At 72.4% G+C, this 13,195-nt stretch carries 8 protein-coding genes; 1 reads left to right on the forward strand and 7 read right to left on the reverse strand.

The features are described 5' to 3' along the window. Window positions 1–67: 67 nt before the first annotated feature. The 3 genes from AB0E94_RS47580 to eccD are packed head-to-tail and all read right to left on the reverse strand — an operon-like array spanning window position 68 to window position 3,833. On the reverse strand, window positions 68–928 hold the full coding sequence (locus AB0E94_RS47580; protein ID WP_360341634.1) for a hypothetical protein: 861 nt from the start codon (window positions 926–928) through the stop codon (window positions 68–70). 3 nt (window positions 929–931) lie between these two features. Next, window positions 932–2,449: a type VII secretion protein EccB gene (gene eccB, locus AB0E94_RS47585; protein ID WP_360341637.1), complete on the reverse strand. Its 1,518-nt coding sequence runs from the start codon at window positions 2,447–2,449 to the stop codon at window positions 932–934. Between the two features lie 7 nt (window positions 2,450–2,456). Next, a complete protein-coding gene (gene eccD / locus AB0E94_RS47590; protein WP_360341640.1) occupies window positions 2,457–3,833 on the reverse strand; it encodes a type VII secretion integral membrane protein EccD in 1,377 nt (458 codons plus the stop codon). Window positions 3,834–3,964: 131 nt separating this feature from the next. Here eccD and AB0E94_RS47595 point away from each other — a divergent pair, with 131 nt between their 5' ends. Then, window positions 3,965–4,897 (forward strand): GlcNAc-transferase family protein, encoded by a 933-nt coding sequence (locus tag AB0E94_RS47595; RefSeq protein ID WP_360341643.1) that lies wholly within the window; start codon window positions 3,965–3,967, stop codon window positions 4,895–4,897. A gap of 3 nt (window positions 4,898–4,900) precedes the next feature. Here the strand turns inward: AB0E94_RS47595 and eccCa are convergent, their stop codons facing one another. From eccCa to AB0E94_RS47615, 4 genes are all read right to left on the reverse strand, one after another. Beyond that, window positions 4,901–8,848: a type VII secretion protein EccCa gene (gene eccCa, locus AB0E94_RS47600; protein ID WP_360341646.1), complete on the reverse strand. Its 3,948-nt coding sequence runs from the start codon at window positions 8,846–8,848 to the stop codon at window positions 4,901–4,903. A gap of 28 nt (window positions 8,849–8,876) precedes the next feature. Continuing rightward, window positions 8,877–11,981 carry a hypothetical protein gene (locus tag AB0E94_RS47605; protein ID WP_360341648.1) on the reverse strand — a complete coding sequence of 1,035 codons (3,105 nt, stop codon included), beginning with the start codon at window positions 11,979–11,981 and terminating at the stop codon, window positions 8,877–8,879. Window positions 11,982–12,039: 58 nt separating this feature from the next. Next, a complete protein-coding gene (locus AB0E94_RS47610; protein WP_360341651.1) occupies window positions 12,040–12,756 on the reverse strand; it encodes a hypothetical protein in 717 nt (238 codons plus the stop codon). A gap of 69 nt (window positions 12,757–12,825) precedes the next feature. Next, window positions 12,826–13,131: a WXG100 family type VII secretion target gene (locus tag AB0E94_RS47615; protein ID WP_360341654.1), complete on the reverse strand. Its 306-nt coding sequence runs from the start codon at window positions 13,129–13,131 to the stop codon at window positions 12,826–12,828. Window positions 13,132–13,195: the final 64 nt, after the last annotated feature.

Raw genomic sequence — 13,195 nt, forward strand, 5'->3', positions numbered from 1 at the left:
GCATCCCGGAGGCGGAGAAGCAGCGCCTGGTCGCCGGTGTCGCCGCGCAGTACGAGTCCGAGGTCGTCTACCACGCGATCCGTGAGGACCTGGAGCGGGCCGGCGGGCCGACCGGGACCCCGGTGTAGCAGATCACCGGCGTGGCCAGGGTGTCGGCGACGGCCTGCCCGAACGGGTCCCGGCCGGGCGTGTCGACCGGGCCGTACCCGACGAACCGGACCCGGCGGCGGTCCTCCTCGGCGAGGCGCCGCCAGAAGCGGTGCACGTCGTCGAGCGGCAGCCGGGTGGTGCCGGGGCAGCCGAGCAGCACCACCAGGGTGCCGGGCTGGCAGGGCACGTTGGACCGCAGCCAGTCACGGTGCGGGGCGACCACGGCGTCGTCGGTGCTGTCGTGGATCCACACGCCGCCCGGCAGCGGCTCGGCGACACCTGTCGAGCTGGTCGGGGTGGCCTCGGCGGCCAGCGCGTCCCACTCCGGCCGGGGGAAGCGTTTGCCCTCCCACTGCGGTTCGCGGCCGGGCCGGTAGCGGATCCAGCCGGTGCCCGCGCCGGAGTGCACGAACAGCGCCCCACCGGCGGCGCGCAGCACGGCCCCGTGCGGCGCGACCACGGTCCGGTTGAGCCGTTCGGACAGCCACTGACCGACCAGGCTGCTCGGTTCGGCGTTGTCGCCGCAGATCACCAGCCGGATGCCGGCCCGACGCCGGCGGGGCAGCGCCTCGGCGACCGACTCCCAGGTCAGCACCGACATCCGGCCCGGCGCGTCGAGGACCACGACGTCGTTGTCCGGGTCCTCGGCCACCGCCAGGGCCAGCGCCTGGGCCTGCGGGCTGATCTGCTCGGCGGAGTACAGCACGTAGGCGTTGCCGACGGTGTGCAGCGGCATGCCCCGGCCACCCCGGCCGCGCCACGACGACAGCAGCGACATCTGTTACCTCCCCGCCCCGGCGGCGGCGCCTGACGACGGCGGCGGCGCGGGGGGCTTGAGCTGGACGGTGCCCGGAGTGGCCGGCGGCGGCACGGACGGCCCGGCAGCCGGCCCGCCCCCGGTGGTCCCGGCGCTGACCGAGGTGGTCCCGGCGGTGATCGAAGTGGACCCGGCGGTGACCGAGGTGGTGATCGCGGCGACGGCCAGGTCCGGGCCGGCCGGGATCCGCGCCAGCAGGGCCCGCGGGAACGGCACCTGATAGCCGTCGGCCAGACCCAGTGCCGAGGTCGCGGTCCGATCGGTCAGGCGGTACCGCTGCCCCTGGTCGGCGATCAGGTACGGGTCGGGCAGCCCACCGGGAGTCGTCGCCGGGACCGGGTTGACCACCATGCCTGCGCCGGCCGGTAGCCGTACCCGCCCGGTCCCGTCCGCGCCGAGCGCGGCGTCGCCGGGCGCGGTGACCACCACCTGGCTGTCGATGCCGTTCTTACCGGACGGGGTCTGCCGCTGGCAGAGGACCGGGCCGGTCTCCAGCGGGACGGCGTCGGCGAGCCCGTCGAACAATGCGGTCAGCGACCGTTCCGCCGATCGCGGGGCCGCGGCGACCGCGGCGGCGTCCAGGGTGACCGGCCGGGTCCGGTACGCCGTCTGCAGGAGCAGCAGCACGGTCCGGTTGATCGCGGTCAGGCCGTCCCGGCGGAGCACGAAGTACTGCTCGCCGCCGTTGACGCTCTGACTGAACAGGGCGCCGACCTGGACCCGGCGGCCGTCCACGGTGACCTCGCTGTCACCGGCGCCGGGGATGGCCGGCACGGTGACCGGGTCGCCGGCCGGGACGGTGTCGAGCCATGCGGCCGGGGCCGGGACCGGTGCGACACTCGTCGCGCCGAGCGCCACCGGAATGCTCGCGCCGGTGACCAGGTGACGTTGCCCGCGCCAGATCAGATGGAGCTTTCCGGCCGAGGTGACCAGGGCGAACCGGTCCGGCGGCAGGACTGCGGCGGGCGCGGCCGGGTCCAGGTTGATCCCGAGCTGGTCGCCGGCGGCGGCGCTGACCGACCCGCCGAGGCAGGCCAGCCACGGGCCGCGCAGCATGTCGGCGGCGGAGGCGGGCATCAGCTGCGGGGCGCCGGGGATGCCGATCGGCGCACCGACCGGGACACCGGCCAGGGAGTTGCGGGACACCAGCTGGATCTTCGCGCCGCCGTTGAGGATCATCGCGGAGGCCAGGTTCAGGGTCGGGTACAACCGGCCGTCGAGGTAGACGAAACGGGTGCCGGACTCCTTCTCGACGATGATCGAGCCGCCCTTGCGCCAGGAGTTGTTGCCGCCCGGGACGATCCAGCCGTACACGCCGAAGCAGATCACCACGAGGATCCCGACGATGACGCCGGCGCCCAGGCCAAGGGTGGTGCGGCGCATCGGGTTCTCGGCCATCGACGGGTCGCCCAGCAGCAGCGCCGAGCTCATCCGCGCCATCTGGAACTGGTGGGCGTGCACGTGGTCACGTTGGGTCTGCATGCTCCACCTATCCGAAGAGGCCGCGGGCCCACGCGTACATGTGCGTCAGCTGCAGGGTGATCGGCAGGACGGCCAGACCGACGATCACGTCGAAGACCGTCGCGGTGAACTCCCAGATCGGCAGCAGCCGCCGGGGCCAGGGCCGCATCGCGGCGAGCACGGTCACCAGCAGCAGCACGAGCAGCGCCAGCAGCAGGGCGATCAGCCAGCCGGGCGTCGCCACGGCGGCCGCGGCGAGCAGGAGCATGACGACGCCGGCGCCGCCGCCCGCGGTCAGCGCCACCCGCTGCCAGACGTTGAGCAGCACCCGGGCGCGCAGCAGCAGCCCGACGGTGAGCACCGCGGGCAGCGCCCAGGACGCCCAGCCGCCGGCCGGCAGGATGACCGTCCACAGCACCGGCAGGGCGACGCTGACGCAGACGACCAGGACGCTGAGGTAGTTCTGGGCGGTGTCGGCGCGGCGCTGCATCTCCTCGGCCGGGTAGGGCTCGATGTCGTACTGCAGCTCGCGGCCGGTCCGGGGCAGTTGCGGGCCGCGCAGCCGCCCGGCCCGCAGCACCAGGTTCGGGGCGAACAGCACCGTCGCGAACAGCAACGCCGCGCCCACGGCGGCGGCCGCTGCCGCGTCCATGCCGCCCATCGCCCGCAGCCCGAGCACACCGTCGACCACCAGGCCGAGAACGGCGACGGTCAGGTAGACCGGGTAGAGCAGGCTCGGCGCCCACATCCGCTGCACCACCACCAGCAGCAGCGCCACACCCGCGGCGGCGCCGCAGCCGGCGGCCAGCCCGGCGGCGGATCCGGCGACACCGGCGACGGTGATCCCGGCGATCGTGATCGCGGAGAGCCCGAACAGGGTGGACAGTGCCCGGTCGGCCAGGTTCCGCGCGTAGAGCACGGCGGTGACCAGCAGGCCCGCCGCGAGGCCGAAGCCGGCGGCGGCCCGCAGCACCGGTGGCGCCACCTGCAGAATCGTGGTCAGCAGCAGGACGACCGCGGCCGACACGCCGATGAACAGCGGGCGCCGGTATTCCGGCTGCCACCTGTCGCGCCGCTCGTTGACGGTTTCGGCGATGCCCTCGGAGATGTCGTCGAAATGCATCTCGGGCAGCTGGTTCTCGACCGGGCGCAGGTAGAGGCGCTCGCCTTCCAGCCAGTCCAGTGACTCCGGGGTGCCGGCCGGGTCGAACGGCCGGCCGCCCATGCGCTGCAGGACCCAGGACTCCTCGGGCCGGGTGAGGTCGAGTTTGCCGACGGCGGTGTGGTGCAGCAGCACCGGCAGCAGAGCGGCCACCGTGGTGGTCAGGGGCACGGCGAGGTCCACCCGCTTGTCCGGTCCCTCCACCGAGATCCGGCACAGGTCGCCGTTCAACGCGGTTGTCACGTAGGCATCTTCAACCGGCCCGGCGCCGGCCGGAGAAACGTTGGCCCATAGGAACCACGGTTGTGCCCCTTGAGCCACATTCACGGCCGTGGGCATCGCCAGCGGGCCCGGCGGTACCCGAGGGTGGCAGCATGACCATCTTCGTGTCGATCGCGTCGTACCGGGACAGCGAGCTGGTGCCGACGGTGCTGGACATGCTGGCCAAGGCGCGCCGCCCGGAGCGGCTACGGATCGGCGTCTGCTGGCAGCACGGCGACGACGAGGACATCAGCCCGCTGCGGGACCTGCCCCGGATCGACGTGCTCGACGTGAACTGGCGCGATGCCCAGGGCACCTGCTGGGCCCGGGCGGAGTGCATGAAGATGTACGACGGCGAGGACCACTTCCTCCAGTTCGACAGCCATCACCGGTTCGCTCCGGCCTGGGACGACCAGATCGTGCACCAGCTGCGGTCGGCGCCGGCGGCGAAGCCGGTGCTGTCGGCGTACCTGCCGGTCTACGAGATCGACGAGGCGCCGGACGTCAACGCCGAGCCGCTGGTGCTGACCGCGCTCGACATCGGCGACGACACCATCCCGCGGGTCTGCCCGATGCCGATCCCCGGATGGCGCGACCGGGACCGGCCGGTACGGGCCCGGTTCGTCTCCGGGCACTTCCTGTTCGCGGCGGGCACGTTCGTGACCGAGGTGCCCTACGACCCCGAGCTGTACTTCCACGGCGAGGAGATCACCCTGTCGGTGCGGGCGTTCACCTGGGGCTGGGACCTGTTCCATCCGGTGCGCACGTTCATGTGGCACAACTACGGCGGCTTCTACCGGCGCAAACACTGGGACGACCACCAGCCGGGGGCCGAGGTGTTCAAGAGCTGGGGCGCCCGCGACAAACTGAGCCGGATGACCGCCCGCAACCTGCTGCTGCGCAACCCGGTCGGGCCGCTGCGCTGCGGGACGGCCCGCACGGTCGCCGACTACGAGGCGTACGCCGGGATCAGCTTCCGCGACCGCACCGTCTCCGACGAGGCCCGGCTCGGCACCGAGCCCGCGAGGAGCCCGGTGCCGGCCTGAGGTTCACATCTCGCCGGTCTGGATCAGCCGGACCGACCGGCGGGTGACCAGCTGGGCGCGGCCGGACGGCAGCTTGCGGGGCGCCGCCTCGCCGAGGAAACGGCCCTCGTCCTTCGGGTAGGAGAACAGCGTCGCCGGAGTGCCGAGCTCCCACATCCGCCGGATCGCCGGGTCCATCATGGCCCGCATCGCCCCGGACGTGCTCCGCGCGATGATCAGGTGGAAGCCGATCGCCGCGCCCTGGGCGATCATCGGGATGAGCGGGTCGAGGACCGAGCCGAGGCCGCCCGGGTTGGTCATCATCTCGTAGTCGTCGACGACGACGAACAGCTCGGGGCCCTCCCACCAGTCCCGCTTGCGGAGCCGGTCGGAGGAGATGTCGGCGCCGGGCAGGCGGCGGCTCAGTGACACCGACGCCTGTTTGGCGAGTTCGGCCATGTTCTGCGGGGTGATCGCGTAGCCGACCCGGTAGCCGGCCCCGATCGCGCTGTCCAGGTCCCGGCGGGTGTCGCCGATGACCACCTTGGCCTGGTCCGGGGTGTACCGCCGCTGCACCGCGTCGAGCACCAGGCGCAGCATGTTCGTCTTGCCGGTCTCGTTGTCGCCGAGGACCAGCAGGTGCGGGGTGACCATGAAGTCGTGCCAGACGTCGGCGAGCCGCTGCTCGTCCTGGCCGAGGCAGATCCGCAGCTCCGGTTCGGGGGCGGGCAGCTGGGCGGCGGGCAGCCGGGCCGGCAGGAGCCGTACCGGCGGCGCCGGGTCGCCGGGCCAGAAGGTGCCGATCTCCTCGACGATCGTCTTGGTGGCCTCGGGCAGGTCGTCGGTGGCGGTCCGGCCGTCGAGGCGGGGCAGCGCGGACAGGAAGTGCAGGCCGCCGGAGGTCAGGCCGCGGCCGGGATGGCTGGGCACCGAGGCGGCCTTGCGCGAGCCGACCTCGGATTCCATCGAGTCGCCGAGCCGCAGCTCCAGTTTGGTGCCGAGCAGGTCGCGGACCCAGGTGCGGATCTCGGACCAGCGGTTGGCGGTGACGATCACGTGGATGCCGAACGACAGCCCCCGCGAGGCCAGCTCACCGAACTGCTGGTCGAGGTCCATGAAGTCCTGCTTCATGGTGAACCAGCCGTCGACGATCAGGAACACCCGGCCGTGCGGGTCACGGATCCGGCCCTGGGCCCGCGCCGACAGGTACGCGCCGATCGACTCGAACCCGTGTTCGGCGAACGCCGCCTCCCGCCGTTCCAGCACGGCGCGCAGCTCCTGGATGGTGCGGACCACCCGGTCGCGTTCCATCCGGGTCGCGATCGAGCCGACGTGCGGCAGCCCGGTCAGGGTCATGATGCCGCCGCCACCGAAATCGAGTCCGTAGAACTGCACCTCCTGCGGGGTGTGGGTGAGCGCCAGCGCCAGCACCAGGGTGCGCAGCAGGGTCGACTTGCCGCTCTGCGGGGCCCCGGCGATGCCGACGTGGCCGTCGGCGCCGCCGAGGTCGGCGATCAGCAGGTCGCGGGACTGTTCGCCGGGCTGGTCGACGACGCCGACCGGCACCCGCAGCCGGCCCTGCATCGCGGTGGCCTCGACGGTCATCCCGCGGACCGGGTCGGGCACCACGCTGGGCAGCAGCGAGTCGAGGCTGGGGGCTTCGGCCAGCGGCGGCAGCCACACCTGGCGGGCCGGCGCGCCGGCGCCCTCGAGCCGGTCGATGATCACGTCCATCAGCCGGACCTCGCCGGTGGCGGCCTCCGGTTCGGCGGGCCGGGCGGCCTCCTGTTCGGGTTCCGGGCGCCGCCGGCGGTTCATGCCGCTGCCGCTGGTGAACGGCAGCACCTCGGTCAGCGCCCGGGCGTGGTGGTCGTCGCCGCCGGCCGCGACGGTCCGCTGGTAGGGGCCGGACACGTAGGCGCCCTTGAACCGGATCAGGCTGGTGATGTCGACCTTGAGGAAGCCGTTGCCGGGTTCGGAGGGCAGCTCGTAGGCGCTGCCGACACCGATCACCGACCGGGACTCCATCGAGGAGAAGGTCCGCAGGGCGATCCGGTACGACAGGTGCCCCTCGACCCGGTTGATGCGCCCCTCGTCGAGGCGCTGCGAGGCGAGCAGCAGGTGCACACCCAGGCTGCGCCCGAGCCGGCCGATCGACACGAACAGGTCCATGAACTCGGGTTTGCTGGACAGCAGCTCGCTGAACTCGTCGACGACGAGCAGCAGGACCGGGAACGGGGCGAGCGGGGCGCCGGCTGCGCGGGCCTTCTCGTACTCGAACAGCGACGCGTGGCCGGCCGCGCGTAGCAGCTCCTGGCGGCGGGTCATCTCGCCGTTGAGGGCGTCCTGCATCCGGTCGACCAGCGGCAGCTCGTCCTGCAGGTTGGTGATCACCGCCGAGGTGTGCGGCAGCCGTTCCATGCCGAGGAACGTGGCGCCGCCCTTGAAGTCGACGAGCACCAGGTTGAGGATCTCCGAGGAGTGCGTCATCGCCAGCGCGCAGACCAGGGTGCGCAGCAGTTCGCTCTTGCCGGAGCCGGTCGCGCCGATCAGCAGGCCGTGCGGGCCCATGCCGCCCTGCGCGGACTCCTTCAGGTCGAGCTCGACGACCTCGCCGTCCTCGGTGACCCCGATCGGCACCTGGAGCCGGGCCCGCTGGGCCTGCCGGGAACGCCACAGCCCGGCCACGTCGAAGGTGTACGGGTCCCGCACCCCGAGCAGCGTGGTCAGTTCGAAGTCGCTGCTCATCGGCTCGTCGACGAGTTCCAGGGTGCCGCTGGTGCGTTTCGGGGCGAGGATCCGGGCCAGGGTCTCGGCCTCGTCGACGCTCAGCGTGTCCGGGACCGCGGTGCCGGTGGTGACGCCGGCCGGGAACGTCACCTGCTCGCCGTCGACGGTCAGCCGCAGCACCCGTGGGCCGCCGGGCAGCTCGTTGGTGAGGTCGAGCAGGCCGACGTTGCGGATGCCCTCGCCGAGCAGGCGCGAGCCGTCCGGGAGGGCGGTGTGGTGGGCGATCACCAGGATGTACGGCTCGGTCGTGCTGGGCACCACCGAGCTGTCCAGGTCGCCGCGGTCGGTGACGTCCGGGCCGAGCAGTTCGAGCAGCTGGTCGTGGTCGTCGGCGAACAGCCGGACCGGGCCGGCCGCGTCCTCGGCGGACGGGTGGGCGCTGTGCGGCAGCCACTTGATCCAGTCCCAGTGCTTCTCGCGTTCGGCCGGGCTGCACAGCACGGCGACGCGCAGCTCGTCCGGGGCGTGGAAGGTGACCAGCTGAGCGATCATGGCACGGGCCAGCGGCAGGGTCCGGTCGAGTTCACCTTCGAGCTCGATGCTGGTGAAGCTGCGGGCGCCGACCGAGATCGGCACCCCGGAGACGGTCCGGTACGCCTCGGAGAACCGGCGCAGCGAGATCGACGACAGCGGCTCCAGGTCCTCGATCGGTTTGGTGGACGGCGCCGCGTACTTGACCGACGAGCCCTGCCAGCCGAGCCCGATCCGGACCCGGCCGAAGTCCTCGTGGCCGGGCCGTCGTTCCCAGATCCGGCTGCCCATCGCGATCGACCAGAGCGAGCCGGGGTCCGGGTTGTTCCAGAGCACCGACTGCCGCTGTTCGCGGGCCGACTGGCGGGCCTTCTTGCGGATCTGGGCGATGTAGCGCAGGAAGTCGCGTCGTTCGCTGCGCATCCGGGTCTTGCGTTCGGCGGCGTTGCGGCCGATCTGCATCGCGCCCATGCCGACCATGCCCAGCGCCATGACGATGCCCATCACGTACATCACCGGCGACCGGTTGGACATGCCGTAGAGCAGGAACATGCCGCCCATGCCGAGGCCCATCGGGATGACCATCATGAACGCCCGCAGGTCGGGCTGGGCGGGTTCGGCCATCACCGGCGGTTCCTGGAGCTCGACCTGCCCGTCGGGCAGTTTCGGCGGGTCGGCGCGCGGCGGTCGTTTGACGGTGACGATGCTCATGTTTCCCGGCTTTCTGTTCCGGCGGCGTTCAACCGATCACTCCGCCGACGGTGTCGTCGCGGTCGCCCCAGTCGGTGGCGTCCCGGTCGAGGAGGTCGGCGGCACGGCGTTCGGCCGGTTCCTCCTCGTCGCTGTCGTCCCGGTCCAGGCCCATGTCGATCCGGGACCGGCGGACCCGTTCGGCGCGTTCCGCGGCGAGCCGGTCCCGGTCGTCGGGGCTGAGGTCGGGGCCACCGGACCGGATCGGCATCTCGGCCAGCAGCAGCGCCTCATAGGACTGCCCGGACGGCCGGGGCCGCGCCGTCGGCGGCGGCAGCGGCGGTTCGTCCGGCAGCGCCGGCACGACGTTCTCCTCCGGTTCCGGGCCGCCCCACGACGACGGATCGTCCTCCTCGGCGATCTCCCACGGGAGCGGTTCGCTGTCCCAGGAACCGAAGTCGTCGTCGGATTCGCGGACCATCGCGACGTGGTCGGGCGGCAGGTCGCCGGCCGCGGCCCAGCTGGGCCGCTCCTCGGCGAGCAGTTCGCCGCTCTGCGAGCGCCTTTCCGGCCGCTGCCGGACGTCACCGATCAACGGCGGCAGGACCAGCGGCGGATCGTCGCGGTCTCTTCCCGACATTTGTGGTACGGCTACGAGCGCGACCGGTAGCGGCGGAGGCACCTGTCCGCCATCTGCCGGAACCGGGTCACCGGTCTCCGTAGCATGCCCGGGTTCAGCCCCGGCCGGAGCGTCGGGTGTCCCGCCGCCGGAGTCGCGTTCCCAGGGCACATCGGTCCCGTCGACGAGCGCGGACGAGTCCGACCGGTCGGCCGTTCCACGCTGACTCTGCGGCGGCGTCATCGGCGGCATGATCGGCGTCTGCACACCGGAACCCGTCGCGGGCACCCCAGCCCCCGGCGCCGGCGTGCCGGGCCCGGGGATCGGCGTGACCGGCACAGGACCGAGGCCGGCGCCCGGTGACTCCGCCGCGGGAATCGCCGACGGCAGACCCGAGCCCGGACCGCCCGCACCCGGAGCAGCACCACCGACCGCTTCCGGAGCACCCGGGACCGACTCCGGTTCCCAGTCCTGAGCGTCGCCACCGACCAGACCGGACGAATCCGGCCGATCCGTAGCGCCGGTACCCGACTGCGGCGGCGTCATCGGCGGCAACACCGGCGTCTGCACACCCGAACCGAGACCGCTGGGACCATTGCCCACACCGGGCGACTCAACGGGCGGAAGCACCGGCGACAGGCCCGTGCCGGAACCACCCGCGCCCGCCGCAGCGCCAGGACCCGAGCCGGAACCACCCAGGCCCGGCGCGGCGCCACCGGACGCCTCCGGCGCACCCGGGCTCGAACCCGGCTCCCAGTCCTCCGCGTCTCCGCCGACCAGGCCCGACGAATCCGGGCGCTCGGTCGCGCCGGTGCCCGACTGCGGCGGTGCCATCGGCGGCAACACAGGCGTCTGCACACCCGAACCGAGAGCGCCGCCGGACCCGGCGCCGGGTGACGACGAGTCGAAACCGGGAACGGCCGGGACCGTACCGCCGCCGGGTGTCTCCACACCGGAGCCCGCGCCGGGCGCGGCGCCACCGGAGGTGTCCGGTGCGCCTGGCACGCCGCCGGTCTGCCAGTCCTCGGCGTCGCCGCCGACCAGGCCGGACGAGTCGGAGCGGTCGGTCGTCCCGGTGCCCGACTGGGGCGGGGTCATCGGCGGCAGCATCGGCGGGGAGCCGATCCCGCTGCCGGAACCGGACCCGGCCGGGCCGCCGGCGCCGGTGTCGACGGGGGCGTCGACCGAGGTCAGTGGAGGGATGACGGCGTCCGACGGGTCGGGGGCGCCTGCTCCGGGTGCGTCACCGGCCGCACCGAAGCCCGGCGCGGACGCCCCGGAGCCACCGCCGCCACCACCGGCGCCCGGCGGGTCGGCGCTGTCGAACTCGGGAACGGGCGGGGTGGCCGTACCCCCCTTGCCGTTGCCGTTGGGGTTGGGTGTGCCGCTGCCGGTGACCGGCGGGATCGGGACGTTGGCGCCGGTTCCCGGGCCGGAGGCGCCGGAGTCGAAACCGGGCAGGCCACCGTCGGGTCCGCCGCCGCTGGCGAAGGCCGGCGGGTCGGCGCCGGGCGCGCCGGGCGGGTCGGGAACGTCGGCGCCGGCCGGATCCGGGATGTCCGCGGCGGACGGGCCGGGGGCGTCCGGGCCGCCGGTGACCTCGTCCGGGGCGTCCGCGGAGAGGGTCGGCGGGGTCGGCGCAGGCCCGCCGGAGGCCGACGGCACCGGACCGGTGCTCGGGGCCGGCGGTGTGGTCGGGGCGGGCGGCGCGCTGCTGGAGATCGACGGGGTCGGCGGCAGCGACGACGACTGGAACGGCGGCGGGCTGTACGAGGGCACCGACGACGACGGCAGGCCACTCGGCGGCGGTGGTGTGGAGCCACCGGCGCCGGGTCCGCCGGTCTCCGCGTTCATCGGCTGTGGCGTGTTCACCGCGCTGGTGCCGAGCCGCACGTATTCGGTGACGAGTTTGCCCATCACCTCGCGCATGGCGTTGGTCATGATCTCGGGCAGGCCGTCGACCTCGCTGACGTGCACGACGCCGTCGCCGTAGTCCTTGACGTACTGCGACGCCCAGCTGGCGTAGAAGTGGTCGATGTGCAGGACTTCCTTCTGCGCCCACTCCAGCATGTTGCCGCTGTGGAACAGCTGGTTGGGCACCGAGACGCCGAGGTCGCCGCTACCGCCGTTGATCCGTTCGGCCTGCCGTTCGAGGTAGTTCGCGACGTCCAGCATCTTGGCCTTGAACGTCTCGGCGGCCGTGCCCTGCCAGGCCCGGCCCTCGCCGGACAGCCCCTTGACCTGGGCGGCGAGGTTCTGGGCGACGCCACGCATCACCGACTGGGTGGTGTTGAAGATGTTCCCGGCGGTCCGCAGCGACTCCGGGTTCACCAGCGAGGCCGCGTTCTGGGCGGCGGTGGCCGCCCCGTCGGCGTTGTTCACCGCCGACGAGCCGGTGAGCACCGCCTCGATCCACTTCCAGTCCTTGTCCGTGTAGTCGTAGACGTTGCCTTCGCTGCCGGTCTCGCCGCTGGCGTAGATGCCGTTGGGCCCGACCGAGACCAGCGGCGGCGGGGTACTGGACGGATCGGGCATCAGTGGCTACCTCTTGCTCGCGGAGCGTGGTTCGGATGTCGGGCGGGGCGGGCGACGGTCAGGTGTCCTCGCCGTCGCCGTCGCCGTCACCTTCGTTCTCGGTGCCGGTGCCGTCCGTGCTGGAGTTGCCGTACTGCCCGTAGTGGCTGATGTTCGTGAACGCGTCGTTGAACACGTTGTTGAGCTGCTGGGCGGTGATCCCGTTCCACTCCTCGGTGGAGTCGTAGTCGGTGATCAGCGTCTCGATGTCGGCGCGGATGTAGGTGAACGTCTCGCTGACGCTCTGCAGGAACCGCAGGGTGTCGCCGCGCAGCCCGGTCTGGATGGCCGCGCTGATGTGCACCCCGGCGCCGAACGTGCCCGGCGCGATCTTCACGTCCTTGACCGCGGTGTGCTCCTTGACCACCAGGTCCTCGAGAACCTTGAGATTCTTGGCGAACTGGCGCAGCGCCTCGGTGCTGACGGTGACCGAGCCGCCCTTCTCCCCGGACGTGTTCAGCGGAGGTGGAAGTACCGCCGGATCGTCCAGCGGGTCCTTCGGCTTGTCCTCCGGCATCTCCGTGTCCGGGTTCGGTTCGTTGCCGGACAGGGTGGGAGGTTTGCCGTCCTTCCACTCGTTGACGAGCTGCTCCACCTTGTCATGGGTGGCCTTCTCCTCGGGCGTGCCGGCGCTGTACTCGGTACCCCACGCGAAGTAGGTGTACTTCTCCTCCTCGGTGATGGTCCCGGAGTCGACGAGTTTCTCTGCGATCTCGGAGGGTGCTTCGCCGGACATGGCTTCCTTTCCAGGGGTGGCGGGCGACCGGATCCGGCCGGTTGTCGTGGACCGGCCGGATCCGCGTGATCAGCGGCCGGTGTAGGTGTTGGCCCAGATCTGCGAGGCACGCTGCTCGGCGCTGCCGTACCCCTCGGAGATGTTGTAAAGCGAGACCCGGCCGGACTGGAGGGCCTGGGCCATCTGCTGGAGACCGGCCCGCCACTCGGCTTCGGCGTGGGCGTACGCGGTCTGCGCGTCACCCGTCCACTCCTGCAGGTGCGCCCGGCTGTTGCTCTCCAGCTCCTCGAGCGCCGCCTTGAGGTTGTTGTTGACCGTGTCCATGTGGTCGAGGGTGTTGTCGGCCACGGTGAAGTTGAACTTGTACGAGCTCATCTCGACGCCTTTCGCGAGGTCGGAAGCGAGACCGGAAGCAAGGCCGGCAGCAAGGCCGGTAGCA

The sequence above is a fragment of the Actinoplanes sp. NPDC026670 genome (genome assembly GCF_040638175.1).
Taxonomy (GTDB): domain Bacteria; phylum Actinomycetota; class Actinomycetes; order Mycobacteriales; family Micromonosporaceae; genus Actinoplanes.

What these genes read in the sequence shown, in the direction of transcription:
- AB0E94_RS47580 (WP_360341634.1), bottom strand. Translation starts at nt 928, where the DNA reads ATGTCGCTGCTGTCGTCGTGGCGCGGCCGGGGTGGCCGGGGCATGCCG.
- eccB (WP_360341637.1), bottom strand. Translation starts at nt 2,449, where the DNA reads ATGCAGACCCAACGTGACCACGTGCACGCCCACCAGTTCCAGATGGCG.
- AB0E94_RS47595 (WP_360341643.1), top strand. Translation starts at nt 3,965, where the DNA reads ATGACCATCTTCGTGTCGATCGCGTCGTACCGGGACAGCGAGCTGGTG.
- AB0E94_RS47610 (WP_360341651.1), bottom strand. Translation starts at nt 12,756, where the DNA reads ATGTCCGGCGAAGCACCCTCCGAGATCGCAGAGAAACTCGTCGACTCC.
- eccCa (WP_360341646.1), bottom strand. Translation starts at nt 8,848, where the DNA reads ATGAGCATCGTCACCGTCAAACGACCGCCGCGCGCCGACCCGCCGAAA.
- AB0E94_RS47615 (WP_360341654.1), bottom strand. Translation starts at nt 13,131, where the DNA reads ATGAGCTCGTACAAGTTCAACTTCACCGTGGCCGACAACACCCTCGAC.
- AB0E94_RS47605 (WP_360341648.1), bottom strand. Translation starts at nt 11,981, where the DNA reads ATGCCCGATCCGTCCAGTACCCCGCCGCCGCTGGTCTCGGTCGGGCCC.